At 59.2% G+C, this 26,619-nt stretch carries 28 protein-coding genes; 12 read left to right on the top strand and 16 right to left on the bottom strand.

Annotation, left to right across the window (positions count from 1 at the left end):
* Nucleotides 1-42: 42 nt before the first annotated feature.
* Both hydA and K529_RS06090 read right to left on the bottom strand, forming a co-directional pair.
* Complete coding sequence (gene hydA, locus K529_RS06095) at nt 43-1,497, bottom strand: dihydropyrimidinase (RefSeq protein ID WP_046002164.1); 1,455 nt, start codon at nt 1,495-1,497, stop codon at nt 43-45.
* Nucleotides 1,498-1,629: 132 nt separating this feature from the next.
* Nucleotides 1,630-2,880 carry a Zn-dependent hydrolase gene (locus K529_RS06090; RefSeq protein WP_005647435.1) on the bottom strand — a complete coding sequence of 417 codons (1,251 nt, stop codon included), beginning with the start codon at nt 2,878-2,880 and terminating at the stop codon, nt 1,630-1,632.
* Between the two features lie 296 nt (nt 2,881-3,176).
* Here K529_RS06090 and K529_RS06085 point away from each other — a divergent pair, with 296 nt between their 5' ends.
* Nucleotides 3,177-3,791, top strand: coding sequence for a TetR family transcriptional regulator C-terminal domain-containing protein (locus K529_RS06085; protein WP_005647431.1), 615 nt, complete (start codon nt 3,177-3,179; stop codon nt 3,789-3,791).
* Between the two features lie 291 nt (nt 3,792-4,082).
* Here the strand turns inward: K529_RS06085 and preA are convergent, their stop codons facing one another.
* From preA to K529_RS06070, 3 genes are all read right to left on the bottom strand, one after another.
* Entirely contained in the window at nt 4,083-5,387 is a 1,305-nt protein-coding gene (preA, locus tag K529_RS06080) for an NAD-dependent dihydropyrimidine dehydrogenase subunit PreA (protein WP_046002165.1), read from the bottom strand.
* A gap of 64 nt (nt 5,388-5,451) precedes the next feature.
* The gene (locus K529_RS06075) at nt 5,452-6,786 is read right to left on the bottom strand and encodes an NAD(P)-dependent oxidoreductase (RefSeq protein ID WP_046002166.1); all 1,335 of its coding nucleotides are present in this window, start codon (nt 6,784-6,786) and stop codon (nt 5,452-5,454) included.
* Nucleotides 6,787-7,080: 294 nt separating this feature from the next.
* Nucleotides 7,081-7,347, bottom strand: a complete 267-nt coding sequence (locus K529_RS06070; protein ID WP_005609905.1) for a DUF2312 domain-containing protein — start codon at nt 7,345-7,347, stop codon at nt 7,081-7,083.
* 209 nt (nt 7,348-7,556) lie between these two features.
* On the opposite strand from K529_RS06070, the gene K529_RS06065 reads away from it, so the two are divergent.
* Nucleotides 7,557-7,772 carry a hypothetical protein gene (locus K529_RS06065; protein WP_005609908.1) on the top strand — a complete coding sequence of 72 codons (216 nt, stop codon included), beginning with the start codon at nt 7,557-7,559 and terminating at the stop codon, nt 7,770-7,772.
* Nucleotides 7,773-7,884: 112 nt separating this feature from the next.
* Here K529_RS06065 and K529_RS06060 read toward each other — a convergent pair whose 3' ends face one another.
* On the bottom strand, nt 7,885-8,100 hold the full coding sequence (locus tag K529_RS06060; RefSeq protein ID WP_005609910.1) for a hypothetical protein: 216 nt from the start codon (nt 8,098-8,100) through the stop codon (nt 7,885-7,887).
* A gap of 396 nt (nt 8,101-8,496) precedes the next feature.
* Here K529_RS06060 and K529_RS06055 point away from each other — a divergent pair, with 396 nt between their 5' ends.
* Nucleotides 8,497-8,925, top strand: a complete 429-nt coding sequence (locus tag K529_RS06055) for a TIGR01244 family sulfur transferase (RefSeq protein ID WP_005609913.1) — start codon at nt 8,497-8,499, stop codon at nt 8,923-8,925.
* Nucleotides 8,926-9,043: 118 nt separating this feature from the next.
* Here K529_RS06055 and K529_RS06050 read toward each other — a convergent pair whose 3' ends face one another.
* The 5 genes from K529_RS06050 to K529_RS06030 form a co-directional block, all read right to left on the bottom strand.
* Nucleotides 9,044-10,318: a FliM/FliN family flagellar motor C-terminal domain-containing protein gene (locus tag K529_RS06050; RefSeq protein ID WP_005609916.1), complete on the bottom strand. Its 1,275-nt coding sequence runs from the start codon at nt 10,316-10,318 to the stop codon at nt 9,044-9,046.
* Between the two features lie 76 nt (nt 10,319-10,394).
* Entirely contained in the window at nt 10,395-13,085 is a 2,691-nt protein-coding gene (locus K529_RS06045) for an ATP-binding protein (RefSeq protein ID WP_005609917.1), read from the bottom strand.
* The gene (locus K529_RS06040; protein WP_005609919.1) at nt 13,082-13,519 is read right to left on the bottom strand and encodes a hypothetical protein; all 438 of its coding nucleotides are present in this window, start codon (nt 13,517-13,519) and stop codon (nt 13,082-13,084) included. The genes K529_RS06045 and K529_RS06040 overlap by 4 nt, the downstream gene beginning before the upstream one ends.
* 10 nt (nt 13,520-13,529) lie before the next feature.
* Nucleotides 13,530-13,937, bottom strand: a complete 408-nt coding sequence (locus tag K529_RS06035) for a response regulator transcription factor (protein WP_005609922.1) — start codon at nt 13,935-13,937, stop codon at nt 13,530-13,532.
* Between the two features lie 97 nt (nt 13,938-14,034).
* Nucleotides 14,035-15,366, bottom strand: coding sequence for a helix-turn-helix transcriptional regulator (locus K529_RS06030; protein ID WP_040641316.1), 1,332 nt, complete (start codon nt 15,364-15,366; stop codon nt 14,035-14,037).
* Nucleotides 15,367-15,603: 237 nt separating this feature from the next.
* Here K529_RS06030 and K529_RS06025 point away from each other — a divergent pair, with 237 nt between their 5' ends.
* From K529_RS06025 to aat, 9 genes are all read left to right on the top strand, one after another.
* The gene (locus tag K529_RS06025; protein WP_005609928.1) at nt 15,604-16,950 is read left to right on the top strand and encodes a substrate-binding protein; all 1,347 of its coding nucleotides are present in this window, start codon (nt 15,604-15,606) and stop codon (nt 16,948-16,950) included.
* Between the two features lie 158 nt (nt 16,951-17,108).
* The gene (locus K529_RS06020) at nt 17,109-18,131 is read left to right on the top strand and encodes a branched-chain amino acid ABC transporter permease (protein ID WP_005609930.1); all 1,023 of its coding nucleotides are present in this window, start codon (nt 17,109-17,111) and stop codon (nt 18,129-18,131) included.
* Between the two features lie 4 nt (nt 18,132-18,135).
* The gene (locus tag K529_RS06015) at nt 18,136-19,335 is read left to right on the top strand and encodes a branched-chain amino acid ABC transporter permease (RefSeq protein WP_005609932.1); all 1,200 of its coding nucleotides are present in this window, start codon (nt 18,136-18,138) and stop codon (nt 19,333-19,335) included.
* Nucleotides 19,336-19,346: 11 nt separating this feature from the next.
* The gene (locus tag K529_RS06010) at nt 19,347-20,102 is read left to right on the top strand and encodes an ABC transporter ATP-binding protein (RefSeq protein WP_005609935.1); all 756 of its coding nucleotides are present in this window, start codon (nt 19,347-19,349) and stop codon (nt 20,100-20,102) included.
* Nucleotides 20,103-20,118: 16 nt separating this feature from the next.
* Nucleotides 20,119-20,874: an ABC transporter ATP-binding protein gene (locus K529_RS06005; protein ID WP_005609938.1), complete on the top strand. Its 756-nt coding sequence runs from the start codon at nt 20,119-20,121 to the stop codon at nt 20,872-20,874.
* Between the two features lie 179 nt (nt 20,875-21,053).
* Nucleotides 21,054-21,590: a PAS and helix-turn-helix domain-containing protein gene (locus K529_RS06000; protein WP_005609940.1), complete on the top strand. Its 537-nt coding sequence runs from the start codon at nt 21,054-21,056 to the stop codon at nt 21,588-21,590.
* A gap of 174 nt (nt 21,591-21,764) precedes the next feature.
* Nucleotides 21,765-22,268, top strand: a complete 504-nt coding sequence (gene accB, locus K529_RS05995; RefSeq protein ID WP_009177003.1) for an acetyl-CoA carboxylase biotin carboxyl carrier protein — start codon at nt 21,765-21,767, stop codon at nt 22,266-22,268.
* 9 nt (nt 22,269-22,277) lie between these two features.
* The gene (gene accC, locus K529_RS05990; protein WP_005639692.1) at nt 22,278-23,627 is read left to right on the top strand and encodes an acetyl-CoA carboxylase biotin carboxylase subunit; all 1,350 of its coding nucleotides are present in this window, start codon (nt 22,278-22,280) and stop codon (nt 23,625-23,627) included.
* A gap of 63 nt (nt 23,628-23,690) precedes the next feature.
* A complete protein-coding gene (aat, locus tag K529_RS05985) occupies nt 23,691-24,323 on the top strand; it encodes a leucyl/phenylalanyl-tRNA--protein transferase (protein WP_005639695.1) in 633 nt (210 codons plus the stop codon).
* Here the strand turns inward: aat and K529_RS05980 are convergent.
* The 5 genes from K529_RS05980 to K529_RS05960 all read right to left on the bottom strand — a co-directional run bounded on the left by K529_RS05980 (nt 24,287) and on the right by K529_RS05960 (nt 26,525).
* Nucleotides 24,287-24,724 (bottom strand): DUF2155 domain-containing protein, encoded by a 438-nt coding sequence (locus K529_RS05980; RefSeq protein WP_005639698.1) that lies wholly within the window; start codon nt 24,722-24,724, stop codon nt 24,287-24,289. The two genes, aat and K529_RS05980, sit on opposite strands and share 37 nt — an antisense overlap.
* Nucleotides 24,724-25,176 (bottom strand): outer membrane lipid asymmetry maintenance protein MlaD, encoded by a 453-nt coding sequence (gene mlaD / locus K529_RS05975; protein WP_005639701.1) that lies wholly within the window; start codon nt 25,174-25,176, stop codon nt 24,724-24,726. The genes K529_RS05980 and mlaD overlap by 1 nt, the downstream gene beginning before the upstream one ends.
* Before the next feature lie 67 nt (nt 25,177-25,243).
* Nucleotides 25,244-25,630, bottom strand: a complete 387-nt coding sequence (locus tag K529_RS05970) for an NADH:ubiquinone oxidoreductase subunit NDUFA12 (RefSeq protein ID WP_005639704.1) — start codon at nt 25,628-25,630, stop codon at nt 25,244-25,246.
* Nucleotides 25,631-25,750: 120 nt separating this feature from the next.
* On the bottom strand, nt 25,751-26,143 hold the full coding sequence (locus tag K529_RS05965; RefSeq protein WP_005639706.1) for a glyoxalase superfamily protein: 393 nt from the start codon (nt 26,141-26,143) through the stop codon (nt 25,751-25,753).
* A 10-nt stretch (nt 26,144-26,153) separates the two neighbouring features.
* Nucleotides 26,154-26,525, bottom strand: coding sequence for a RidA family protein (locus K529_RS05960; protein ID WP_005639708.1), 372 nt, complete (start codon nt 26,523-26,525; stop codon nt 26,154-26,156).
* Between the last annotated feature and the right edge of the window lie 94 nt (nt 26,526-26,619).

The raw sequence follows: 26,619 nt of genomic DNA, 5'->3' as shown, positions 1-26,619 counted from the left end.
GGTCAAACAAACGGGGGCACGCGGCCCCCGTTCCTGATGCAGTTAGACGCCAGTGGCGGGAATGCCGCTGCGCTCCACCGGGCGCGGCGCGGTCAGATCCTTCCAGGTGCTGAGCGCCGTGTTGACCACCGTGTTGGGCGCGCGCTCCACAAACTTGCCGTGACCCTCCTGCGTCTTGATCTCGCCGTCCATCACAGCCACCTGACCACGGGTCAGCGTGTAGCGCGGCAGGCCCTTGACCTCTTTGCCCTCGAACACGTTGTAATCAATGGCGGATTGCTGCGAGGCGGCCGAGATCACCTTGGTCTTCGCAGGGTCCCAGACCACCAGATCCGCATCGGCGCCGACCAGCACCGCGCCCTTTTTCGGGTAGCAGTTCAGGATCTTGGCGATGTTGGTCGACGTGACCGCGACAAATTCATTGGGCGTCAGACGGCCGGTCTCAACCCCATGGGTCCAGAGCATCGGCATCCGGTCCTCAAGCCCACCGGTGCCATTGGGGATCTTGGTGAAATCCCCCACGCCATAGCGTTTCTGCTCGGTCGAGAACGCGCAATGATCCGTCGCCACCACCGACAACGATCCAGACTGAAGACCCGCCCAGAGGCTGTCCTGATGCTGCTTGTTGCGGAACGGCGGCGACATCACCCTTCGTGCGGCATGGTCCCAATCGGCGTTGAAATACTCGCTTTCATCCAGCGTCAGATGCTGGATCAGCGGCTCGCCCCAGACCCGTTTGCCCTGCATGCGCGCACGGCGAATGGCCTCGTGACTGTCCTCGCAGGAGGTATGCACCACATAGAGCGGCACGCCCGCCATATCGGCGATCATGATGGCGCGGTTGGTGGCCTCGCCCTCGACCTGCGGCGGCCGGGAATAGGCATGCGCCTCGGGGCCGGTGTTGCCCTGCGCCAGCAGCTTGGCGCTGAGTTCGGCGACCACATCACCGTTTTCGGCATGCACCATTGCAATGCCGCCAAGCTCCGCAAGCCGCTGAAATGATGCATACATCTCGTCATCATTGACCATCAAGGCGCCCTTGTAGGCCATAAAATGCTTGAAGGTGTTGATGCCGCGGGTCTCGATCACGGTCTTCATCTCGTCAAAGACCTGCTCCCCCCACCATGTCACCGCCATGTGGAAAGAATAGTCGCAGTTCGCTCGCGTCGATTTATTGTCCCAGCGTTTCAGCGCATCCAGCAGGCTCTCACCCGGACTTGGCAGTGCAAAATCCACCACCATGGTGGTGCCGCCCGCCAGCCCCGCGCGGGTGCCGCTCTCAAAATCATCCGACGAATAGGTGCCCATGAAGGGCATCTCCAGATGGGTATGCGGGTCGATCCCGCCCGGCATCACGTAGCAGCCGGTGGCGTCCAGCACCTCATCGCCCTTCAGATCCGGGCCAATTTCGGTGATGACGCCACCCTCGACCAGCACATCCGCCTTATAGGTCAGATCCGCGGTGACAATGGTGCCGTTCTTGATGACTTTGGTCATATCAAACTCCCTGTGGTCCGACGCCTTGCGCGCCGTTGTCTTCAAATCCCGGGCGAGTTTCTTCTGACCCTAAATATCCCGGGGGAGTCGCGCAGGCGCGACGGGGGCAGCGCCCCCTCCATCTCAGCGGTTTCAGGCGACGATCTCTGCCGTCTCCAGCACCGCATGCAGCATCACATCGGTGCCCGCTGCGGCCCAGTCCTTGGAAATCTCTTCCGCTTCATTGTGGCTCAGGCCATCAACGCAGGGGCACATGATCATCGCAGTGGGGGCCACATCGTTGATCCAACAGGCATCATGACCCGCGCCGGACACGATATCGAGATGGCTGTAGCCCAGACGCTCCGCCGCATTGCGCACCGCGCTGACGCAGGTCTCGTCAAAGGTCACCGGGTCAAAATGCCCAACGGGTTCGATCTCCAGCCCAAGCCCCAGCTCATCGGCGATCTCCTTCGCCTTGGCCTCGAACTGCGCCCGCATCGACGTGAGCTTCTCCAGATCCGGCGAGCGGAAATCGGCGGTGAACACCACCTTGCCGGGGATCACATTGCGCGAGTTTGGGAAAACATCACAATGCCCCACCGCGCCGACCGCATGCGGCTGATGCGCCATGGCGATCTGATGCGCCGCTTCGGTCATCCGCGCCATGCCAAGCCCGGCATTCACCCGCATATTCATCGGCGTGGAGCCAGTATGCGCGTCCTTGCCGCTCACCGTACATTGCAACCACCACAGCCCCTGCCCATGGGTCACAACGCCAATATCTTTGCCTTCGGCCTCGAGGATGGGGCCTTGCTCAATATGCAACTCGAACATTGCGTGCATCTTGCGCGCGCCGACCGTCTCATCCCCGACCCAGCCGATCCGTTTCAACTCGTCGCCGAACGTCTTGCCCTCGGCATCCTCGCGCCCATAGGCCCAGTCCTGCGTGTGCTTGCCCGCAAACACGCCTGAGGCCAGCATCGCGGGCGCAAACCTTGTGCCTTCCTCGTTGGTCCAATTCGTCACCACGATGGGGTGTTTGGTCTTGATCCCGAGGTCATTCATCGTGCGCACGACTTCCAAGCCACCAAGCACCCCCAGAACACCATCGTATTTGCCGCCCGTGGGCTGGGTATCCAGATGCGAGCCCATATAGACCGGCAGCGCGTCGGGATCTTCGCCGGGGCGGGTCGCAAACATATTGCCCATGGTGTCACAGCCCATGGTCATGCCTGCCGCCTCGCACCAGGACTGAAACAGCGCCCGCCCCTCTGCATCCTCATCCGTGAGCGTCTGGCGGTTGTTGCCCCCCGCGACGCCGGGGCCGATCTTGGCCATCTCCATCAGACTGTCCCACAGCCGGTCGCCGTTGATTTTCAGATTTTGTCCAAGCGCGGTCATCTCTGTTTGCTTCCTTCCCTGTGGTCTGCCTCGCCCTCATGCATCGGGGCGAGGTCCTGCGTGGCTTGTCCAGCCCGGGTCAGTGGCTCTCACTGTGCCGTTGGTTCTGGCCGGGCCGCCAGGACAGGCAAGGCCGGACATTTGACCAACTGGTCAAACTCACGCTATCACCAGATGAGACTCAGTCAAGAAATTGCGCATCCTGAGAATTGGAATAGATATTTGCAGCCCATCATCTGCGCAAAATTCAGGCAGCACCTCCAACCGCAAATAACAACAGAAAGCACCGGCACGACATGGCCACTGACCGCAGCCCCACGAGGATCCAAAAACGCAATCGCGCCAACATCCTAGAGGCAGCTCTGGATGTGTTTTCCCAGAACGGCTTTCGCGGTGCAACGGTCGATCAAATCGCCAGTGCAGCCGGTCTTTCCAAGCCCAACCTGCTCTACTATTACCCCTCCAAAGAGGCGATATTCACCGAATTATTGTCAAAACTTCTGGCAACCTGGTTGGCCCCTTTGCGCGATATCGACCCGGAAGGAGACCCGATGGAGGAGATCCTCGGGTATGTGCAGCGCAAACTTCAGATGAGTCAGGACATGCCGCGCGAAAGCCGCCTCTTCGCCAATGAGATCGTGCAAGGTGCGCCGCGCATGATCGACACGCTCTCGACGGAACTGCGCGAACTGGTGGATGCGACAGAAGTCATCTTGCAAGGCTGGATGGCGGCGGGCAAGATCGCCAACGTTCATCCCCGGCATCTGTTGTTTTCGATCTGGTCCCTCACCCAGCATTACGCGGATTTCGAAGTTCAGGTACAGACCTTGATGACCCCCGAAGACCCTTTTGCCGCCGCACCGGAGTTTCTCGACACCCTCTACCGCCGCATGCTCACGCCCACGACCTGACACTCCGGACCCAACGCCAAAGTTGGGACGCCCTTGAGGGGGATGGCGGGTCAAGGGCCGCAAAGCGGCGGCGCGCAAGCGACGTTTACCCTTGAGGCGCCAGCGCCCGCCTCAGACTTGATCTGCACATGTGCCCCTGATGGACCTCCCCAGCAAAATTCCGATCTCTCCCCAATAGCGCTCCGGCCTCGGCTTTACGCCAAAGCGCCGCGCGAAGCGCGGCGCCGGGCCCAACGGGAGAGGATGCAGGTTACCTGCATCCTCGACGGGCGGGAGCCTCCCCGCCGTGGCTTATTCCGCCGCTGTCGCAACCGGATTGTTCGGATGCTGTGTCCAGTTGCCATATTCGCCGCTCACCACCTTGCCGGTGCGCTCATCAACAGCGCCGACGGCAACCTCTTCCATGGTGATGCAGCCCTCGACCGGGCAAACATTGACACAGAGGTTACAAGCCACGCATTCATCGTCCTTCACGGTAAAGGTCCGATCCGCCGACATCGCAATCGCCTGATGCGAGGTATCCTCGCAGGCCGCATAGCAACGCCCGCATTTGATGCAATCGTCCTGAGAGATCTTCGCCTTGGTCACGTAATTCAGGTCCAGATACTGCCAGTCGGTGACGTTCGGAACTGCCATGCCGCGGAAGTCCTCAATGGAGGAATATCCCTTCTGATCCATCCAGTCCGACAGACCCGAGATCATCTCCTCGACAACCTTGAACCCATAGGTCATTGCCGCCGTGCAGACCTGCACATTGCCCGCCCCCAGCGCAATGAACTCTGCCGCATCGCGCCATGTGGTGACACCGCCGATGGCGGAAATCGGCAGGCCAGCGGTCTGCGGATCGCGGGCGATCTCGGCGACCATATTCATCGCGATGGGCTTCACCGCCGGGCCGCAATAGCCGCCATGGGTGCCCTTGCCGCCGATCATCGGCTCCGGCGACATCGCATCAAGGTTCACCGAGGTGATCGAATTGATCGTATTGATCAGCGACACTGCATCCGCATTGCCCGCATGGGCCGCGCGCGCCGGGCGGCGGATATCGGTGATATTGGGCGTCAGCTTCACGATCACCGGCTTGTCGTAATATTGCTTGCACCACTCTGTGACCATCTGGATGTATTCAGGCACCTGCCCCACCGCAGAGCCCATGCCGCGCTCAGCCATGCCATGCGGACAACCAAAGTTCAGCTCGATCCCGTCACAGCCAGTTTCCGCCACACGCGGCAGGATCGCTTTCCACGCGGCTTCTTCGCAGGGCACCATGATCGAGGCAATGAGCGCGCGATCCGGATAATCCTTCTTCACACGGGTCATTTCCTCAAGGTTCACATCCAGCGGGCGGTCGGTGATCAGCTCAATGTTGTTGAGCCCCAAGAGCCGCCGGTCCGCGCCCCAGATCGCGCCGTAGCGCGGCCCGTTCACATTCACCACCGGCGGGCCTTCGGCGCCCAGCGTCTTCCAGACCACGCCGCCCCATCCGGCCTCAAAGGCACGGCGAACGTTGTATTCCTTGTCGGTGGGCGGCGCGGAGGCCAGCCAGAAAGGGTTCGGTGATTTTATACCGAGGAATTCTGTCGTAAGATCAGCCATTTGATCTCTCCCTGTTTGCTAACTATGCGGCCTGCCCTACATCGCAAGGCGGCGCATAGCGGCTTCAGCCCATCAGGCTCGCGTGGATATCTTCGGCCGCATCGCGGCCCTCGGCGACGGCGGTCACGGTGAGGTCATCGCCGCCGGATGCACAATCGCCCCCGGCCCAGACCCCGGACACCGAGGTGCGCCCGGTTTCAGAAACCTTGATCTTACGCCCTTCCAGCGCCAGCGCCTCCGGCTGGGCTTCAAGCGTCTGACCGATAGCCTTCATCACCTGATCGGCGGCCAGTCGCACCGTTTCTCCGGTGCCGGTGACACGCCCGTCCACAACATCGGTGTATTCCAGTTCGATCTCGACCGCAGATCCGTTGCCGTGGATCGCCTTTGGCATCACGTTGAACATCAGCTTCACGCCCTTGGAGGCCGCAAGATCCTGTTCAAACCGGCTCGCGCCCATGGCGTCACGCCCCCGGCGATAGGCGATGGTGACGTTTTCAGCGCCCAGAAGTTTGGACTGCACGGCGGCATCCACGGCGGTCATACCGCCGCCGATAACCACCACATTGCGCCCCACGGGCAGCGCGGTCAGATCCTCGGCCTGACGCAGCTCCGCGATGAAATCCACCGCATCTCGCACGCCGTCCTTGTCTTCGCCGTCCGCACGCAGCGCATTAACGCCCTGTAGCCCGACGGACAGGAACACCGCATCAAAGTCAGACTGAAGCCCTTCCAGCGTCAGCCCCATACCAAGCCCGCGCCCGTACTCGATGGTGATGCCGCCGATTTGCAGCAACCACTCCACCTCGCGCGCGGCGAAGTCATTGGTGGATTTATAGGCCGCGATCCCGAATTCATTGAGGCCGCCCGCCTTGGCCTTGGCCTCATAGACCGTGACCTCGTGACCGTGCATCGCGAGACGGTGCGCCGCCGCAAGACCCGCAGGCCCTGCCCCCACAACCGCAACCCGCTTTCCGGTGGCCGCTGCGCGGGTGAAGGGGTGCACGTCCCGCTCCATCAACATATCGGTGGCGTAGCGCTGCAAGCGACCGATTTCGACCGGCTTGCCCTCGGCCACCTCCCGCACGCAGACCTCTTCGCAGAGCGTCTCTGTCGGGCAGACCCGGGCGCACATACCGCCGAGGATGTTCTGCTCCAGAATGGTCTTGGCGGCACTTTCCGCATGCCCGCCCTGGATCTCGCGGATGAATTGCGGAATGTCGATGCTGGTGGGACACGCCGTCATACAGGGCGCATCGAAACAGAAATAACAGCGATCCGCCGCAACCGCGGCCTCATGCGCATCAAAGGGCGCGTGAAGATCCGCGAAGTTTTCGGCGATTTCCTGAGCGCTGAGCCGCTCTGATCGCACTCCGGATACCTGGTGGCCTGCTGCCATTGGGTGTCTCCTTGCTGATACTGGACAGTCAATGATGTCTTCTTGTTGAAACCAGAGTGCCACAGGCGAATTTTTTATCAACTGGTAAAATTTAGAGAATGCGCATTCTCATCGTTTGACGCCGCAACAACGCCTCGCAATCACATGATTTAAATGAAAAAATCATGCGTGATTAATTCTGATGCACATCCCTGTCAGGCACAAAGACACAGCTGAACAGCACATTTTCAATGCAAAACGGGGACCTGAGTCCCCTCAGATCCCCGTTCAAACAGGTTGGCGTATGGGTCCGGTTCAGGACATTCCAAGCGCTTCTTTGTACATTTCCAACACGGCCTCTTCTTCGGCGATGTCGTTTTCATCTCGCTTGCGCAGAGCGATAATCTTGCGCAGAACCTTGACGTCGTAACCGCGCCCCTTGGCTTCGGCCATGACCTCTTTCTGCTGCTCGGCAATTGCCTTCTTCTCTTCGTCCAGACGCTCGAACCGCTCCACAAACTGGCGCAGTTCGCCTGCGGTGACGCGGTAGTTTTCGCTCTTTTCGTCTTCGGTCATGTCCATGGGATGGCCCTCGTGCAAATTGCCTCAACTGCTCCGGTTTGGCACCGGTTGAGGCAGAGGGATACAGGGCTGCCGCGCGCCTCGCAAGACTGGAGTTGACATGCATCCGCTTGCAGTGTCGCAGCCACTCTTGTAGGCGCTATGCCACCGACATGGCACGCTTCGGCGGCGATTGCCTGAGACAACCTGTGACAAGAGGTAGACGGAACATGGAATACCTGATCTGGGCCGGTGGTGCCCTGTCGATCCTTGGTATGCTGGGACTTGCGTGGTGTGTGCTGATCGTGGTGCGCGCCAAGCGCAAAGGGTTGAGCGAGGATGAGCTGCGCGCGGTCCTGCAATCGGTGCTGCCCAAAAACCTCGGCGCGTTGTTGCTGTCTGTCCTTGGGCTTATGCTGGTGATGGTCGGCCTGTTTCTGCGCTAACTGTCGTAACCGGCGCGTCTATTTGGCGATCACAGGCGATTTCTATAAACCGCCTGAATTCGCCAATCGGACTCCGTCAGTTCACACTCACACTTAGTCGGCAAATGCCAAATCAAACCGGCATATTATCAAACTGACGTTCCACCAGCTCGTCATTGAGCGCCTGTTCCGTTCGGCGCAAATGTCCGGGAACAGATTCCCCTGCCGCCTTAATATGCCGCAAGACACGCGAAAATTCTGGCTGCAAATCCAGCCTCGCCACCTCAGAAGCGGTCCGGATTTGCTTTTCAAGGTGGCAGGCACGTTTCATCAACTGTTCTGTCGTCATTCGTTACTCTCCTCCCCTACAGGTCCAAAAATAGGATCCTGTCCGCGCAGCGTAACACTTGCCGCGCAGGACCAGTTTACATCAGTTCAAGGGTGCAGCAATCATCGCCGCTGGGGAATACCGCAAATTGACGCATTCCAATCGTAAACCCTGCAATAATATTGCCAATATATTAGGCCATTCGCCTTTCAAGCCAAAACAATTGGCAGTGCCCAAACCCAACTTCGGAAACGAAAAATACCTGTCAGCAGCGCGTGCCGCCCAGCCAAACGCCGACACCGAAAAACCCCAACAAGGATCGGAGCTTTTCTGCCGATATGTATAACGCCTTCTGTGCGTGGAGGGGGACTCGCTTGGTTCTGGACCGCAGCCCAACAAAGGCTTAAACCGATTGCCATGGATGCACGCACATTGACCCCCCGTTACTCGGTTTCTCCGCAGATCTCCGTGGAGGATATTCCCGCAATCAAAGCTGCCGGTTTTACCACCGTGATCTGCAACAGACCTGACGCGGAAGTTCCGCCCAGCCATCAGGCGGATACAATCCGCGCGGCGGCTGAAACGGCTGGTTTGAAATTTCAGGTCCTGCCGCTCACCCACCAGACCATGACGCCTGAGAACGTCGAGAAACAAGGCGCATTCATTGAGGCGTCAGATGGGCCAGTTCTGGCTTATTGCGCCTCTGGTACGCGGTGTTCGGTGGTTTGGGCGCTGGGTCAGGTGTCAAACCCTGACGTCTCGGTCGACGATATCATGACCACCACGCAACAGGCGGGGTACGATCTGTCCGGTCTGCGCCCGACGCTTCAATCCCTTAAAGGCTAAAACATCGCCTTTACCTAAGTCAGAATGGTTTTGCGGCCCGCGGAGAATTCCGAGGGCCGTTTTTCTATCCTACTAGGATCATGTCCTGATGATGCGCAAATGTTGCTGGTTGCGGGCGTTAGGTGCCCGTCTCCGATAGATCTGACAACCCAGCCAATTCGGAAATCTCTGCCGCCGTATCATCGGCGTTAAAATCGCCAAGATCGTTCATTGGCAATTCTGGCAGGTCTCCCATGGCGTCGAAATCTCCCATCGGAAGATCACCACCATCAAGGCCGCCGCCCAGATCACCACCCAGGCCACTGCCCAGATCGCCACCCAAGTCGCCGCCAAGATCACCCCCGAGGTCCCCGCCCATCATGCCGCCAAGATCCCCACCAAACCCGTCGCCCGGATCTTGCAGACCATGCGCCGCAATCGACAGATCCAGCGTGTTGTCATCCATGGCCGGTGCTGCACCCCGACCGATCCCGTCGGAAAAGCTGCCCTGATTGTTTGGCACAAGCCGGGTGCGTTGCTGATCCAGGCGCACTGCGCGCGCGCCGTTCATCTGGCCAAGCCGGCCCTTGGCGATCGCCTGTCCATTGATGGCAATCAAGTCGGTCTCATAAAGATACGCCTGATCCAGCGGCAGCAACTCCCCGACCTTGAGCGCAGAGAATTGACGCAAGGGGATTCGCATTTTGCACAAAACCGCCGACAGCTCTGCACGCATCGATCCGACACTGGACCCCAAGCGCGGACCACGGACTGCATTTGCCTCGTCATATTCGTCAACCGAGGGTTCCGGCAGCACCAGACAGATCTCGCCCTGCATTTTGCCCGTCGCAAGATCCACGTTCAGATTGATCACCCGGTAGTCATCCGCTTCCATTCCCAGCACAAGCGTTCGAACATCTTCAACCTGAGCGCCGAATCTATATCCTTCAAAAATGCGCAGATCGCTCTGGTCTTCCAGCAGGTTAGTGACCTTGCCGAACAGCTTCTCCAGAAACTCCGCCACCATTGCGGCATCTGTCGGTGTGTAATTGCGCTCATCCCCGGACATGCCGAGGACCGTCCCCATGGTCTGCTGTTGAATAAGCGCCGTAACCGCAGCGGCATCCAGCGTCGCTGCGCCAATCCGCCCTTCGGGGCAGTCGAGAACCACAAGGAGATGTTTGTCGGACAGAAGGCCAGTCAGATCTTCGGGCACGCGGTTGGTTTGACGCGCCGCGATCACTGCCATTGGCAATTCGCACAGATCCTCAGCGGCGCGCGCCACCGATCTGCGCAACGCCTTGAGCGTGAGCGATCCGCCTGTCCCGGCAGTCCCTTCTTTTGAGGCTGCAAGTTTACGCGCAAGTCCCCCGACCGCGCGCTTGCCATCCTCCGTTTGATCCTTGTCCGTCATAAATGAACCTGAAGCCTTCCGCACCCGTATGGACATGGTTCTAGCCCAGTGCTGGTTACCAAGACCTTTACAGAATTCAGCGGATTTCTTCTATTTTCAGTCGAATGGGCAGTGTGACCCGAAAAGCAGCCCCCTCTTGCTCCGACAAAAAGCTGATATCGCCGCCGAGCTTGCGCATGATTTCCTTGCAAATCGCCAGCCCAAGCCCCGCGCCACCAGCGCGCTCCGGGGTAACCCGCGAGAATTTCTCAAAAATCATCTCGTGGAAATCCACCGGGATGCCTGCACCATTGTCGGCAAGGTCCACCTCAACGCGATCCCCATTGCTGCGCACATGCATACGCAGTTCAGGGTTTGTGGCGGTGCAGTATTTTTGTGCATTGGCAATCAGATTGATAAAAACCTGTGACAAGCGATCCACGTCAGTCTCGATCTCGACCGCCTCTCTGTCACGATCCCGTATGATCTGCAGCGGCCCATCCGCCCCTGCCAGCGCTGAGGAAAGCGCATGATCCAGCACGTCCCCAAGACGACGCGTCGACACGTTGAGCGACACCGCACCGCTTTCCAGCACGCTCAGATCAAGGAGGTCATTGAGGAGCCGCGTCAGCCTCAGCGCTTCGTCATGGATGATGGAGGCGTATTTATGCTGCTCCGCCGCAGTTAATCCCGGCTCATCGCGCAAAATTTCGGAAAACGCACGCACCGATGTCATGGGCGTGCGCAGTTCGTGGCTCACCTGACTGAGAAACGCATCCTTTTGCTCAGAGAGTTGCGTCAGCTTCTGGTTGGTGTCGCGCAACTGAAGCGCGGTGCGCGACAGCTCTTTGGATTGCGCTTCCAGACGACTGGAATACTCCAGAAGTTGCGCTGATTCGTCCGCCACCGCGAGCAGATCCTCCACCGACACCGCAGCACCGCTGACAATCTGGCCAATCATCGCATGCGCCGCTGCCGCACCGATAGATGCGCTCAACTCGCGCTCCAATTGTTCAAGAAAACTTGGGGTCGGTTCCGGAAGCGGCCCCGGCCCGCCCTGTCGCCTCAACGCGGCCTGAAAGAAATTCTGCGCCTCCTCCGGCCCGAGGATACGCTGGGACATAATCATCAGGTCTTCGCTCTGTGCAACAGACCCGGTCCAACCGCCTGGCCCGGCGGAATGATCAAACACATGCACAAATTGCGCGCCCTGCAATCGCTCCATAGGGCTCGGAAAGCTCATGACCGACACCAGAGCAAACGCCGCCACATTGAGGCTCATGGACCACAGCACGCAATGGACAATCGGGTCGAACCCCTCAATGCCAAAGAGCGCCTGCGGGCGCAGCCAGCCAAGGCCAAATGGGCCATTGGCGAGTGTTGAGGCGGAAAACACCCCGCCTGCAACTTCGGGCAACAGCAGCGTATAGCCCCAGACCGCAAACCCGATGGTCAGCCCCGCCAATGCGCCCGCGCGGGTCGCCCCACGCCAGAAAAGCCCGCCCACCAGCGCAGGCAGGATCTGCGCGATGCCGGAAAATGAGATCAGACCAATCGCAGCAAGCGCAGCGCCGCCGCCCGAAATCTGATAGTAGGCATAGCCCAACCCCATGATCGCCGCGATGGAGAACCGTCGCGCAAACAGCACCACGGAGCGCACATCCCCCGACACCGACGCCCCCTTGAAGGCCCCGGTAGAGCGCAGCCAAATCGGCATTACGATATGGTTTGACACCATGGTCGACAGGCTCATGGCGGCAACGATCACCATTGATGTGGCCGAGGAAAACCCGCCCAGAAACGACAGCATCGCCAGACCGTTCTGCCCCTGAGACAGCGGCAGCGTCAGCACAAAAAGATCGGGGTTAGAGCCCTGCGGCAACAGTTCCAGCCCGAGCGCAGCAATCGGCACCACAAAGATCGAGATCAGGAGCAGATAGGTGGGAAAGGCCCATGCGGCAGTGCGCAGATGGCGTTCATCCTCGTTTTCGACCACCATCACCTGAAACATGCGGGGCAGGCAGACAAAGGCCGCCGCCGCCAGAAATGTGATCGCGGTCCAGCGTCCGCCATCCACCTGCCAATGCCCAATGGGCGAGCGGTCAATCCGTGCAAGCGTCTCCTCAATGCCGCCCGCCAGCCCCCAAACCACAAAGACACCAACCGCGACCAAAGCGATGAGTTTTACCACCGCCTCAAGTGCGACGGCCATCACCACCCCGTGGTGGCGCTCATTTGCGTTGAGGTTCCGGGTGCCGAACAGGATTGCGAAGCAGGCCAACCCCATCGCGATCCAGAACACGGTGCCGGATTCATTGTGACTGCGTGTCGGGTCGGCCTCAGCAAAGATCGCAACAGACAAGGTAATAGACTGCAATTGCAGCGCAATATAGGGCGTCACCCCAACCACGGCGAGCAAAGTAACCCCGATTGCCAGCACATTGGATTTGCCGTAACGCGCCGACAATAGGTCTGCAATGGAACTGATGCGTTGGCTTCGCCCCACCCTCACCAGTTTGCGCAGCCCCCACCACCAGCCGATCATTACCAATGTCGGGCCGAGGTAGATGGTGACATATTCCATACCCGACCGCGCCGCATATCCTACCGCGCCGTAAAAGGTCCAAGCGGTGCAATAGATCGAAAGCGATAGCGTGTAGATCAGCGGCGAGCGCATAAAGCGCGCGCTGCGTCCCCGGAGCGCCTGCCGGTCAGCCCAAAAGGCAACCATAAACAGGATCGCAACATAACCGAGGCTGACTGTGGCCAGCAGGTTGAGCGAGGTCACGGATGATCCTCCGGCCCTGTTGATGCAGGCGGGAGGGGCGCGGTTGAGGGAGACGTGTCGACTCGATCCTCGGCTCTGTCATCACCCGGTTGGCGCATGGCCAACACATCTGCGGTCTCTGTTGGGGCGCCAACGCCGGTCCAATGCACCGCCCAAAGCCGAACTGCGACCGAAAACGCCACCGAGAACAGGATCAGCCCGATCCAGACACCGAATATGTAAATCATCGCGGTGGACATGCTGCTCCCGGCGTCATGCCCTCCCCCTTCAGAGAGATGCTGCTCCGGCCACAACAGCGGCACCAGAAACAACAAGGCCCCGATCAGCGGCGCCAGACGGGCAATGTCCATGAGACGGCGGCGGCGATAGGTGCGGCGCTCCACAAAAGGGGTGCGCAGCTCGTCTTTACTGCCCGCGCCATCGGATCGGATCATCGCGGGCGGCTCAGCCTGCGTCGCGCACAGAAGAGGCCTGTGCCTGCCGTGCCTGCGCATTGAGATCGCGCACCGCGGTCAGCACCTCTGTGTTCGAGAACGGTTTGGTCATGAAACGGGTGACCCCCGCACGTTCCGCCATCTCGCGATCTTTCAGTTGACCACGCGCCGTGAGCATCAGAACGGGCAGATGAGAAAATTCCTCTACCTCTCTGATTTCACGAATGATTTCCATGCCACTTTTGCCCGGCAGCATCAAATCCAAGATGACCAGATCAGGCTCTGCCGCCTTAATCACCGATAGCGCACTGCTGCCATCTGCATGTACATCGACCTGCCATCCCTCGCGCGAGAGCAGAAAGCGGATCGCCTCTGCAATATTGGCTTCGTCTTCAATCAAAACGACTCGTCCAGCCATTGATTTCTTTGTCCTCCCCAAGCACCACGCCGTTTGCCGGTTCCTCCGGGTGCGATAGCGATCTTTGCATGAAAGCAACACCGCTGTCACCCGGCAGTTACATCTGCATCAAACGCGCCCCAGATGAATCACGCAGGATCGACGGCTCGCGGCGTGCCGGGCAGCCTCTGCGAACACAGATCCGACAACTGGCTCCAACCGGCCGCGAATCCGCATGAGGTGGCTGATCCGGGTGCTCTGACGGCAGGATCAGCATCACCGAACGCATCACCGGATCACGATCAAATCCGGGCTGCTCCGCCTGCCATGAAATCGCAAAACACTCACTGTCACGCGCCGCGCGCCCCTTTTGATGGATACGCCGCCGGATCGGCACCCCCGGCTGAGAGAGCGCCGTAAACAGCGGCCAGAGCGGACAAGAGGTGCCAAAACGCGGCAGCGGGAAACCCGCAACGGGCTTGCGCATCAGGATAGAGCCTGAGGCATCGCAGATCACCAATCCGACCGGATGCCCAAGCACATCTTGAGGAACCATCGCCAGACGGCGCAGCAGACGATAGATTTCGACGTCTAATGCCTGTGCCAGTTTTCCGGGAGCGAGCCCGTGGGTCTCGATAGCGGCGCGCAACGCAACCAGCGGCATGCGCTCGGCGTCCTCCTGATAGAGCTGTAGTCCCGCTTCTGCCAGCTTGCGCGCGGCGGTGCTTTCCAGTTCCGGGGCTGCCTTCACCAGATCACGCGGCTCTACGCTGCCCTTCTCAATCTCGGGGAAATGAAACTCCCGCGCGGTGAAAAACGCCTCCACTTCCTCTTGAGGAATGCCCCGGCGCTCACCAGCCTGATCGCTCTCATCCAGAAACCGCACCAACGCCCGACTGCTATCCGCAAGCCGCTGGGCATCCTGGTCGAGGTTTTTGTGAAACCGGTCTCGCCATTCGGCCTCCAACTCCCCCGGTTCCGCCAGGATACCAGCAGTAGAGCGGATCGCCGCTGCGGTAGAGAGCACTTCATGCAGCGAGGCCGCCAGATGAGGATCATGCGTGAGCCGGTCCGAGAGAGATCTCACAGTGCGCTCCAATGCACCAATACGCCCGTGGGTCTGTGCCAGGACTTCTGCCCAACCGGGAAACCGACCTGCGAATTCGTCCACGCGGTCCAGTTCCACCATCGGCGTCCGTGCCTCGGCCGCCGCTTCTCGCAATGACGCCACCAACGTGGCCTCCACCCCTTCCGTCAAAAGCGATGGCTCAACATTGAGCACCTGCGCCAGTGTCACCAGCAACTTGCCGCCGATTCTGCGTCGATTGTGTTCGATCAGGTTGAGGTAAGAGGCCGATATCCCGGCGTCACGGGCAAGATCAGCCTGACGCAACCCTAGCATTAATCGCCTTTCACGAATGCGACTACCGGTCAGACTGTCACCTGCCATGGGTTTGCCTCCTCCTGCAAAACACCGGGTTATCAAGGGCTTTCTGCGCGGCAGAATAAGATAATTTACCGCAATACGCCCCTCACTGTATATTTCTTTACAGAAAAAACATTCAAAACAAGCGTTTTATTGCGGTGATTTACAACACACCCCCATACTGATTTTGCACAATGTTGCAAGGCAACGCGCGGAAGTGAGGAGTCGCGCCTCGCCTTTTACACTCAGGGAGGAACTTAAATGTCCAAGACAGACGTAAGCCGTCGTGGCCTGTTGAAAACCAGCGCCGTTGCAGGCGCAGGTCTCGCCGTGCCGACCATTTTCACGGCCCAAAGCGCAGCTGCTTTCACCAATAATCCAACCGGCGGCACCGTCACCCTCGGCTTCAACGTCCCGCAGACCGGACCCTACGCCGACGAAGGCGCGGACGAGCTGCGCGCATATCAACTGGCGGTTGAGCACCTCAACGGCGAAGGCGACGGCGGCATGCTGAACACCTTCAGTTCCAAGGCGCTTGAGGGCAGCGGTATCATGGGCAAGAAGGTGGAATATGTCACCGGCGACACCCAGACCAAATCGGATGCGGCCCGCGCCTCTGCAAAATCCATGATCGAAAAAGACGGCGCGATCATGATCACCGGCGGCTCCTCCTCCGGTGTGGCGGTTGCGGTTCAAGGCCTGTGCCAAGAGGCAGGCGTGATCTTTATGGCAGGCCTGACGCACTCGAACGACACCACCGGCAAAGACAAAAAAGCCAATGGTTTTCGCCATTTCTTTAACGCGTATATGTCCGGCGCGGCGCTCGCACCGGTGCTCAAGAACCTCTATGGCGATGACCGCAAGGCCTATCACCTGACTGCTGACTATACTTGGGGCTGGACCCAAGAAGAATCCATCAAGGCCGCAACAGAAGCGCTCGGCTGGGAGACCGTCAACACGGTGAAAACCCCGCTCGCCGCGACTGACTTCTCGTCCTATATCGCACCTGTTCTGAACTCCGGTGCGGATGTGCTGGTTCTGAACCACTACGGCGGTAACATGGTGAACTCGCTCACCAACGCCGTGCAGTTCGGCCTGCGCGAAAAAGAAGTGAACGGTAAAAACTTCGAAATCGTCGTGCCGCTTTATTCGCGTCTGATGGCTAAAGGTGCGGGCGAAAACGTGAAAGGCATTCACGGCTCCACCAACTGGCATTGGTCGCTGCAGGACGAAGGCTCCAAGGCCTTTGTGCGCTCCTTCGGTACCAAGTATGGCTTCCCGCCCTCACAGGCTGCGCATACCTGCTACGTGCAGACCCTGCTCTATGCAGACGCAGTTCAGCGCGCGGGTTCCTTCAACCCCTGTGCGGTCGCAGAAGCGCTCGAAGATTTCGAGTTCGACGGCATGGGCAACGGCAAGACGCTCTATCGCGGCGAGGATCACCAGTGCTTCAAGGATGTGCTTGTGGTGCGCGGGAAAGAAAACCCGACATCCGAGTTTGACCTTCTTGAGGTGGTCGAGGTCACACCACGCGCGCAGGTCGAATATCCGGCGGATCACCCGATGTTTGCAGGCGGCCAGCTCGGTTCTTGTAACCCGGGCGCATAACGCGAGAGCCCTATCACTGGTCGGGTGCGAAAGACGCGCCTGACCACCCTTCTCCCGCACAGCTTTGGTCTCTTTGATCCGCGCCCTCTTGGCGACCGGGCGTGACCTACTGTTGCATCCCGAAACCAGCCACCCAGACGAACCGGAAGGTGGGGATCATGGACGCATTCCTTCTGCAAATCCTAAACGGGCTCGATAAGGGCTCTGCCTATGCGCTGATCGCGCTCGGGCTTACACTTATTTTTGGCACGCTCGGCGTCGTGAATTTCGCCCATGGGGCGCTGTTCATGATCGGTGCCTTCTGCGCGGTGACGCTGCAAAAAATCTTCAGCCTCAGCTTTGAGACGGTCGACCCCGAAAAGACCGATTTCCTCGGCAACCCGCTGAAGGTCAAAACCCCTTATGTCGAGAGCTGGTTCGGACCGGAATTCGGTGGCGCGATCATCGACTGGTCAGTGCCGCTGGCGATCCTCTTTGCGATCCCGATCATGGTGGCCGTCGGCTTCATCATGGAGCGCGGGCTGATCAAGCATTTCTACAAACGCCCCCATGCGGACCAGATCCTTGTGACATTTGGCCTCGCCATCGTGCTGCAAGAGGTCATCAAGTATTTCTACGGTGCCAACCCGATCCCGACGCCCGCGCCCGATGCGCTCAATGGCGTGGCCAATCTTGGCGCGGTGATCGGCATGGACTTGATCTATCCGGTCTGGCGTATCGTCTATTTCTGCTTTGCCTGCCTCATCATCGGTGCGGTCTTTGCCTTTCTGCAGTTCACCACCTTCGGCATGGTGGTCCGGGCCGGCATGGCGGATCGTGAAACCGTGGGCCTATTGGGTATCAACATCGACCGCCGCTTTACGATCATGTTCGGCATCGCGGCCGCCGTCGCGGGACTTGCGGGCGTCATGTACACGCCCATCAACTCGCCCAACTATCACATGGGCATGGACTTTCTTGTGTTGTCCTTTGTGGTTGTGGTTGTGGGCGGCATGGGTTCCCTGCCCGGTGCGGTGCTGGCGGGCTTTGTGCTCGGCGTGCTTGAAAGCTTTGCCTCGATGGAATGGGCGATCAGCCTCATTCCCGGCATCAATCAGATCATCATCTACCTCGTCGCCATCATCATCCTTCTGGTCCGTCCACGCGGATTGATGGGGCGCAAAGGCGTGATGGAGGACTAAGATCATGTTCGGACTTGATAAAAGAGACACTACATTGCTTTTGATCGTAGCTGGACTGACGATCTTTGCTCCCTTCCTTCTAAATCCCTTTCCGACCGACAGCGGTCTGGCGCAGTTCAATGCGGGTTATCCCGACCTGATGCAGCGCTTTGTGATCTTTGGGATTTTTGCCATCGGGTTTAACATCCTCTTTGGCCTCACCGGGTATCTGTCCTTTGGTCACGCGGCCTTTCTCGGTGTGGGGTCTTACTCCGCGGTCTGGATGTTCAAACTGCTGAGCATGAACGTCCTACCCGCCATCATCCTCAGCGTCATCATTTCGGGCCTTTTTGCGCTGGTGATTGGATTTATTAGTCTGCGGCGCTCCGGGATCTACTTCTCGATCCTGACGCTGGCCTTTGCGCAGATGTCCTTCAGCCTCGCCTATTCGGTGCTGACACCGATCACCAATGGCGAGACCGGCCTGCAACTGACACTTGATGATCCGCGCGTGCTGGGGGTTTCTGCTACGGCTGACGGCTCCATCCCCGTAACCAACCTTTTTGGCATGGAGATGCGCTCGACCTACCATCTGATCGTGGGGCCATGGGACTTCCAGTTCAACATGGGCTACTATCTATGTGCACTGGTCATGATCGCGGCCTTTTACCTCTCGATCCGCATCTTCCGCTCGCCTTTCGGGATGATGCTGCGGGCGGTAAAATCTAACCAGCAGCGGATGAATTACACCGGTCTGAATTCCAAACCCTACACGCTGGCAGCTTTTGTGATCTCTGGCATGTATGCAGGTCTTGCCGGTGGTCTGATGGCCTCCATGGACCCGTTAGCCGGTGCGGAGCGGATGCAATGGACCGCCTCTGGCGAGGTCGTCCTGATGACCATCCTTGGTGGTGCGGGCACGCTGATCGGGCCGGTTCTGGGCGCAGGCTTCATCAAATACTTCGAGAACATCTTCTCCAAGATCAACGACAACGTGCTGCACGGCTGGTTCAGCTTCCTGCCGGATGGGCTTGAGGACTTCGTGGTCTTCATCATCCACCCGTTTATCGGCAAAGGCTGGCATCTGACTCTTGGTATCCTGTTCATGCTGGTGGTGATCTACCTCCCCGGTGGCCTTGTGGAAGGCGGACAGCGGATCGGCAATTGGTTCAAGGGGCGCAAGAAATCTGACGCCCGCCAGAACGAAACCCACCCGGCGGAATAAGGAGACATCTCATGAGTATTCTCGAAGTCAAAAACGTCGGCAAACGCTTTGGTGGCCTGCAGGCGCTCTCGGATGTGAACCTCTCCGTCAAGGAAAACTCGGTTCACGCCATCATCGGCCCCAATGGCGCGGGCAAGTCCACGCTGCTGAACTGCCTTGTCGGCAAACTGATCCCCGACACCGGGTCGGTGATGTTTGACGGGCAGTCGGTACTGGGGCGCGCGCCCTACGAGATCAACCAGATGGGCATCAGCCGCGTCTTTCAAACGCCTGAAATATTTGGTGATCTGACAGTTCTTGAGAACATGATGATCCCCTGTCTGGCGAAACGGGACGGCGCATTTGAACTCAACGCCATCGCTTCGGTGATGTCGCAACGCGACATTCTCGACAAGGCCGAGGCGATGCTGGTGGAAATGAACATGGCCGAAAAACGCCATATGCATGCCGCCTCGCTCTCGCGCGGGGACAAGCGGCGGCTGGAAATCGGCATGTGCCTTAGCCAGGAGCCACGTCTGCTGTTGCTGGATGAACCCACGGCAGGCATGGCACGGGCCGACACCAACAACACGATCGACCTCCTGAAACAGATCTCGGATCAGCGCAATATCACCATCGCCATCATCGAACACGACATGCATGTGGTGTTCTCGCTCGCCAATCGGATCACCGTTTTGGCACAGGGCACCCCATTGGTAGAAGACGATCCGGAGAACATTCGTGGCAACCCGAAGGTGCGCGAAGCCTACCTCGGCGAAACCGCGTAAGGGGAAAGGAAAAGAGATGAACGTAAAACCCGACTTCTCCAAAGGCGCAAACCACGCCGCCACCGCGCCCGCGTTTCTGTCGATCTGGGACGTGCACGCCTATTACGGCGAGAGCTATATCGTTCAGGGTATCAACTTTAACGTCCATGAAGGCGAGATTCTCGCGCTTTTGGGTCGCAATGGGGCGGGCAAAACCTCGACTCTGCGTTCCATCGCGCGCACGGGCTCGCCTATGGTGACACGCGGCGAAATCTGGCTCGATCACCAACCGCTGCACCTGATGGAAAGTCATGAGGCCGCAGCTGCCGGGCTTGGCCTGGTGCCAGAGGATCGCCGCATTATCCCCGGCCTCACGGTCGAGGAAAACCTGCAACTGGCGCAGATCGCCCCCCCCATCGGCTGGTCCATCGAGCGTCTGTATGAGCTGTTTCCGCGACTTGGCGAGCGGCGCAAACAAGAGGGCGTCACACTTTCGGGCGGCGAGCAGCAGATGCTGGCCATTGCCCGCGCCCTTGCCCGCGACATCAAGGTTCTGTTGCTTGATGAGCCTTATGAGGGTCTTGCCCCGGTCATCGTGGATGAGATTGAGAAGACTCTGATCCACATCAAGGAACAGGGCATGACAACCATTATCGTAGAGCAAAATGCCGTACGCGCGCTGCAACTGGCAGACCGTGCGGTCATCCTTGATACGGGCGGGATCGTCTTTGACGGCACCGCTGCCGAGGTTCTCGAGAATGAGGAGTTGCGGTCCGAATACCTCGCGATCTGATCTCCGGGTGCGCGGCTTGCGCATTTGACGTTTTACTCCGTGCTGCACGGCAATTCCCTGTCGCGCACACCTCCTGTGCCGGGCCTGTTTCAGGTCCGGCTTTTTTTGCAAACCGGACCGACCCTGTCGTAAACACAAGCGCCCTTCCCTTGCGCAGTGCTGCGCTTTAGAACCAGCCCATGTCTGATCCCGCTTTTGACTACGCGCCCGTTGGGCTTGCGCTTTTAGAACATCGCATCATCAAGCGGTGCAATCTGCAATTCGCCGACACCTTTGGGGCCACTCCCGCGGAGCTGTGCGAACTGCCCATCGCCGCACTTTATCCCAGCGTCGAGGATTACCAGCGTATTGGTGAAATTCTGCAAATGCCGGAATCACAAAGCGGATTTTACCACGACGAGCGCATCATGCGCCGCACCTCGGGGGCGCTGTTTTGGTGCCGCGTGCGGGGGCGTTCGCTGGATGGGGCGCGTCCGTTCCAAAGCGGTGTTTGGTCCTTTGCCGATCTCTCCGATGAACGCCCCGTCGTCAGCCTGACCCAGCGCGAACGCGAGGTGGCAATCCTCACCTGCCGGGGGTTGTCGGCCAAGGAAATCGGCCTGAAGCTCGATCTTTCCTATCGCACGGTTGAGACTCACCGCGCCCGCCTGCTGGATAAATTCAACGCCCGCAAGCTGCCCGAACTGGTGGCAAAGCTCAGCGGCATGCCCCTGTGACGGAGGCCGCAACAGGGATATTCCCCTGCAAAAACGATTGAAAATCGCCCCTCGCGCCCTCATCTTGTGAGGCAATCCAAGTACGCTTTCCTTATGGTCAGCTATGGCTTATAAGGCCGCAAATTTCCGCCCCGGATGCATTCGGGGCCAGACAGGACCCTGCCGAGGAACACAATGACAAATAAATCTCATGAAGCAGATGTAGCGTTCATCAAGGCTCTGGCAGAGCTTTTGCGCGAAAATGACCTGACCGAGCTGCAGGTAAAGCGCGACTACGCGGAAGATGACAGCCTGAACGTGCGCGTCTCCCGCCAATTCCCAGCACCCGTCGCGCCGGTTCAGGTCGCCGCCGCACCTGCCGCAGCCCCAGTTGCCGCGGCTCCCGCTGCTGTTGCTGCCGCACCGGCTGCTGAGGCCGCCGTGTCTGACGATCCTGCCAACCATCCGGGTGCAGTGACCTCGCCAATGGTCGGCACCGCCTATCTGGCACCAGAGCCGGGTGCCTCTGCATTTATCTCCGTCGGCCAGCAGGTCAATGAGGGCGACACGCTCCTGATCGTTGAGGCGATGAAAACCATGAACCACATTCCGGCCCCCAAGGCTGGCACCGTGAAGCGCATCCTCGTCGAGGATGGCGCAGCGGTTGAATTTGGTTCTCCGCTCGTCATCGTCGAGTAAGGCGGTCTCATGTTTGACAAAATCCTGATTGCGAACCGGGGTGAGATCGCGCTGCGCGTGATCCGTGCCTGCCGCGAGATGGGCATCCAGTCCGTCGCGGTGCACTCCACCGCCGATGCCGACGCGATGCACGTGCGCATGGCAGACGAGTCGATCTGTATCGGCCCCCCTTCCGGCACCCAAAGCTACCTGTCGATCCCCGCCATCATCTCCGCCTGCGAGATTTCCGGCGCACAGGCAATCCATCCGGGCTATGGCTTCCTGTCTGAGAACGCGAACTTCGTGCAGATCGTCGAGGATCACGGGCTGACCTTCATCGGCCCCTCCGCCGAGCACATTCGCCAGATGGGTGACAAGATCACCGCAAAAGACACCGCAAAAGCGCTTGGCATTCCCTGTGTGCCCGGCTCTGACGGTGGCGTGCCCGACGTGGAGACCGCCAAAACCGTCGCCGCCGACATGGGCTATCCCGTCATCATCAAAGCCACCGCCGGTGGTGGTGGTCGCGGCATGAAAGTGGCGCAAACCGAGGCCGATCTGGTCCATGCGTTCCAGACGGCCCGCTCCGAGGCCAAGGCCGCTTTTGGTAACGACGAAGTCTATATGGAGAAATATCTCCAGCGTCCGCGCCATATCGAGATTCAGGTCTTTGGCGACGGCAAAGGCGGCGGTGTCCATCTGGGCGAGCGCGACTGCTCCTTGCAGCGCCGCCACCAGAAGGTCTTTGAAGAGGCCCCCGGCCCCTGCATCTCTGAGGAAGAACGCGCCCGGATCGGCAAGATCTGCGCCGACGCCATCGGCAAGATGGGCTATTCCGGCGCGGGAACTGTCGAGTTCCTCTACGAGGACGGCGAGTTCTACTTCATCGAGATGAACACCCGCCTGCAGGTGGAACACCCCGTGACCGAGGCCATCTTTGGTGTCGATCTGGTGCGTGAACAGATCCGCGTGGCCTCTGGCCTGCCGCTCTCGTTCGGCCAGGACGATCTGACCATCAACGGTCACGCCATCGAGGTGCGCATCAACGCCGAGAAACTGCCGAACTTCTCCCCCTGTCCGGGCAAGATCACTGCATACCACGCCCCCGGCGGCCTTGGCGTGCGGATGGATTCGGCGCTCTATGACGGCTACTCAATCCCGCCCTACTACGACAGTTTGATCGGCAAGCTGATCGTGCATGGCCGCGACCGGGACGAGGCGCTGGCGCGTCTTAGCCGTTCGCTGGGCGAGTTGATCGTGGACGGGATCGACACCACCGTGCCGCTGTTTCATGCACTCTTGCAGGAAAAGGACGTCCAGACTGGTGACTATAACATTCACTGGTTGGAAAAATGGCTTGAGGCCAACCTGCAGAAATAAAATACTTTTAAGGGCGGCGGTCGAAAACCACCGCCCTTGCTCATTCCTGTGCTAGGCTAACTTATGACGCTCAGCGCTGATCTTCTTCTTCATGCCTATGCCAGCGGCGTCTTTCCCATGGCGGAAAGCCGCGACGATCCCGAGGTGTTCTGGGTCGACCCCAAACGCCGTGGCATTCTGCCTCTTGATGGGTTTCGCATTTCCCGCTCGCTGGGCAAACGCCTGCGCCGCGACGATTATGAGATCTCAGTGAACCGAGATTTTGCAGGCGTCGTGCACGGCTGCGCCGATCGTGAGGAAACCTGGATCAACGAGGAAATCTTTGACCGCTATCTGGAACTCCACCTGATGGGCTTTGCCCATTCCCTTGAGGTCTGGATGGATGGCGCGCTCGTCGGTGGGGTTTACGGCGTCTCTTTGGGGGCCGCTTTCTTTGGCGAAAGCATGTTTTCCCGCCGCCGCGATGCCTCAAAGATCGCACTGGCCTATCTGGTGGATCGGCTCAATGCGGGCGGCTATACCCTATGTGATACGCAGTTTATTACGCCCCACCTCGCCTCTCTGGGCGGAAAAGAGATCAGCCGTGCACGGTATCGCAGATTGCTGGCAGAGGCTTTGGATCAGTCCGGCGATTTTCTGTCCCCGGCAATCCCTGCACCTCAGTCGCTCTTGCAGCGCAGAACCCAGACGTCATAGCGGCGATGGTCCAGCGCGCTCAGAGCGGGGCTTGAGGCGATCATCCAGCCATCAAAGAACACCTTCCCATCCTGACGATCGCGGATCGTCAGATAGGCAAACGCATCGCCCGAGGGGTTCTCCGTTGGATAACGGCACTCACGCATGGTCACGATCAGACCGAAGACCTCAACCGAACCACCGGTTTGAACGTCCACGTCCGTGCTCTTGCCGTTGACCTTATCAAGGCCGCGCAAGCTGGCGATGCTGCCCTTTGTGGCTTCCACACGTTCCACATGCTCGCGGGTTTCAGGCACCCGAGGTTGCACCGGCGATGGCGCAAGTTCTTCAACCGAAATCGTTTGCGCCACAGCAGAGCTCGCAGCCACAAGGCAAAAGGCAAGTGTCGTCAGGCGCATCATCAGGACTCGTCACCGCCGCCGGAAACAAATTTTACAAGCAGCGAGATCAGGCTGACTGCGCCTTGCGTGTCGGTGATCTCATCCCCTGCTTCAAAGTTGAACGGCGACCCACCGGGCATCACTTCGACGAAGTTGCCGCCCAAAAGCCCCTCGGACGCAATCACGATGGCGCTGTCGTCGGGGATCATAATGCTGTTGTCGACGGAAAATGTGGTGTCGGCGCGAAAGGTTTCAGCATTCAGCGCCACATTGGTCACCGTGCCGATTTTAACCCCGGCGAGGCGCACATCTGTGCCGACACTCACCCCTTCGAGCGAACGAAAGGAGGCCGACAGCGGGTAGCTATCGCCCCCGCGGGAGAGGCCTGCAGCCTGGGCTGCGTAGAACGCAAAACCAGCCGCCACGGCCAGCACAAGGCCGCCGGTCAACACTTCGGTTGTGGAATGGGTCATTTAAAACCTGCCTTTTGGCCAGATCGCAAAAGGGCGGCCAACTCGGCTGCACCCTTCTGGAAGTCACTTATTCAGGGCTCCAGGCCTCGTAATCGCTGCGCGGCTTTGGCGTACCGCCCGCGCGGATCGACCCGGCCGGAGCATAGGCCAACATGGTGCCTGTCAGGTTTTCCTGATGCGGCTTTTCCCATGTCTTGTGCTTCAGCGGCTTTTCACTTGGAACCTCGTTAAAGGTCCGGTGCAGCCAGCCATGCCAGTCGGCGCTCACACGAGAGGCCTCTGCCTCACCGTTGAAGATCACCCAGCGGCGGCTGTCATCTGCAGTGCGGTAGAACACATTGCCCTGTTCGTCTTCACCAACTTTCACACCCTTGCGGCGGGTGTAGATCATGGTGTTCAGGGTGGCGCCATTCCACCAAGTCACGGCCTGCAAAAGCGAATTCAGGATTCCCATCGGTCCCTCCGAAAATCTCTCTCCCGATATGGCCCATTCTCGCCATAAGGTCCAGTGGTTCGCGGCGAAGTGGTGAACAGACTGGCAGGAAACAGCAATATCGCCACGCTCTTTGCTGGCTCAGACGTGCCCTGTGCGCTGTTCACAAAAGCGCAAGCGGTTGCCAAACGGATCTGTCACCGAAATCTGCAGCCCCCATGGCATCGCATCAAGCGCAGGTTTGATGTTGCGATAGCGCCGCTCCCCCAGTTCCTGATGCATCGCCATCGCAGCGTTGATGGGGACAAAGCAGGTCGACCCCGGTGTCGCATCCCCGTGATGTTCGCTCAGATGTAAGACACACCCCGACCGGGAGATCTGCATATATATGGGGGTATCCTCTTCTTGGCGATGCTCCCAATCGACACTGAAGCCAAGGTAGTCGAGGTAATAGTCCCGTGCCTTTTCAAGATCAAAGATACGGATCACCGGGATGGCGGGGCGAATTGTCACCGTGCTGTCTGTGTTGTCCATCTCAGCCTCCTTATGATGATGCCGACGCCGCAAGGGCCGTCACTTCGATCTCAATGCGAAATTCCGGCGCGATCAGGTTGCACTCGATCATCGTGGCAGCTGGTGGGTTGGCCCCAAATGTCTCGGCGAGGATCGGCCAGCAAGGTTCAAATTCCGCCGCATCCGGCAGGTAGTAATTGACCCGCACCACATCGGCGAAACCAACACCCGCCTTGGCCAGAGCAGTTTCGATAGTGGCAAGCGCAGAGCGGCATTGCGCCACCACATCCTCACCCTGCCCCACGGTTCCGGCCACATGGACAAAGCCTCCGGCCACAACGGCACGACAGTACCCGACCTTGGCCTCAAACTCTCCACCAGAGGAAATGCGTCTGATTGTCATGCGGTGTCCTTCCCTTTATCGCGTTACAAATTTGTGACTACTTAATTTGGTAAGCGATTAGCGGTGTCGGCAATATTGCAATATAAGCAACCCC

Origin of the sequence: Tritonibacter mobilis F1926 (genome assembly GCF_000376545.2) — a bacterium.
Classification (GTDB): domain Bacteria; phylum Pseudomonadota; class Alphaproteobacteria; order Rhodobacterales; family Rhodobacteraceae; genus Epibacterium; species Epibacterium mobile.
The sequence above is the reverse complement of the archived record's forward strand: the minus strand, read 5'-3'. Positions and strand labels throughout refer to the sequence as shown.

Coding starts and splice junctions, on each gene's coding strand:
- K529_RS06025 (WP_005609928.1), top strand. CDS start 15,604: ATGTCCAAGACAGACGTAAGCCGTCGTGGCCTGTTGAAAACCAGCGCC.
- K529_RS05970 (WP_005639704.1), bottom strand. CDS start 25,630: ATGGGAATCCTGAATTCGCTTTTGCAGGCCGTGACTTGGTGGAATGGC.
- K529_RS06020 (WP_005609930.1), top strand. CDS start 17,109: ATGGACGCATTCCTTCTGCAAATCCTAAACGGGCTCGATAAGGGCTCT.
- K529_RS06035 (WP_005609922.1), bottom strand. CDS start 13,937: ATGGCTGGACGAGTCGTTTTGATTGAAGACGAAGCCAATATTGCAGAG.
- K529_RS06015 (WP_005609932.1), top strand. CDS start 18,136: ATGTTCGGACTTGATAAAAGAGACACTACATTGCTTTTGATCGTAGCT.
- K529_RS06040 (WP_005609919.1), bottom strand. CDS start 13,519: ATGATCCGATCCGATGGCGCGGGCAGTAAAGACGAGCTGCGCACCCCT.
- preA (WP_046002165.1), bottom strand. CDS start 5,387: ATGGCTGATCTTACGACAGAATTCCTCGGTATAAAATCACCGAACCCT.
- accB (WP_009177003.1), top strand. CDS start 21,765: ATGACAAATAAATCTCATGAAGCAGATGTAGCGTTCATCAAGGCTCTG.
- K529_RS05960 (WP_005639708.1), bottom strand. CDS start 26,525: ATGACAATCAGACGCATTTCCTCTGGTGGAGAGTTTGAGGCCAAGGTC.
- K529_RS06070 (WP_005609905.1), bottom strand. CDS start 7,347: ATGGACATGACCGAAGACGAAAAGAGCGAAAACTACCGCGTCACCGCA.
- K529_RS06030 (WP_040641316.1), bottom strand. CDS start 15,366: ATGGCAGGTGACAGTCTGACCGGTAGTCGCATTCGTGAAAGGCGATTA.
- accC (WP_005639692.1), top strand. CDS start 22,278: ATGTTTGACAAAATCCTGATTGCGAACCGGGGTGAGATCGCGCTGCGC.
- aat (WP_005639695.1), top strand. CDS start 23,691: ATGACGCTCAGCGCTGATCTTCTTCTTCATGCCTATGCCAGCGGCGTC.
- K529_RS06075 (WP_046002166.1), bottom strand. CDS start 6,786: ATGGCAGCAGGCCACCAGGTATCCGGAGTGCGATCAGAGCGGCTCAGC.
- K529_RS06050 (WP_005609916.1), bottom strand. CDS start 10,318: ATGACGGACAAGGATCAAACGGAGGATGGCAAGCGCGCGGTCGGGGGA.
- K529_RS06065 (WP_005609908.1), top strand. CDS start 7,557: ATGGAATACCTGATCTGGGCCGGTGGTGCCCTGTCGATCCTTGGTATG.
- K529_RS06090 (WP_005647435.1), bottom strand. CDS start 2,880: ATGACCGCGCTTGGACAAAATCTGAAAATCAACGGCGACCGGCTGTGG.
- K529_RS06060 (WP_005609910.1), bottom strand. CDS start 8,100: ATGACGACAGAACAGTTGATGAAACGTGCCTGCCACCTTGAAAAGCAA.
- K529_RS06005 (WP_005609938.1), top strand. CDS start 20,119: ATGAACGTAAAACCCGACTTCTCCAAAGGCGCAAACCACGCCGCCACC.
- hydA (WP_046002164.1), bottom strand. CDS start 1,497: ATGACCAAAGTCATCAAGAACGGCACCATTGTCACCGCGGATCTGACC.
- mlaD (WP_005639701.1), bottom strand. CDS start 25,176: ATGACCCATTCCACAACCGAAGTGTTGACCGGCGGCCTTGTGCTGGCC.
- K529_RS06000 (WP_005609940.1), top strand. CDS start 21,054: ATGTCTGATCCCGCTTTTGACTACGCGCCCGTTGGGCTTGCGCTTTTA.
- K529_RS05980 (WP_005639698.1), bottom strand. CDS start 24,724: ATGATGCGCCTGACGACACTTGCCTTTTGCCTTGTGGCTGCGAGCTCT.
- K529_RS06085 (WP_005647431.1), top strand. CDS start 3,177: ATGGCCACTGACCGCAGCCCCACGAGGATCCAAAAACGCAATCGCGCC.
- K529_RS06055 (WP_005609913.1), top strand. CDS start 8,497: ATGGATGCACGCACATTGACCCCCCGTTACTCGGTTTCTCCGCAGATC.
- K529_RS05965 (WP_005639706.1), bottom strand. CDS start 26,143: ATGGACAACACAGACAGCACGGTGACAATTCGCCCCGCCATCCCGGTG.
- K529_RS06010 (WP_005609935.1), top strand. CDS start 19,347: ATGAGTATTCTCGAAGTCAAAAACGTCGGCAAACGCTTTGGTGGCCTG.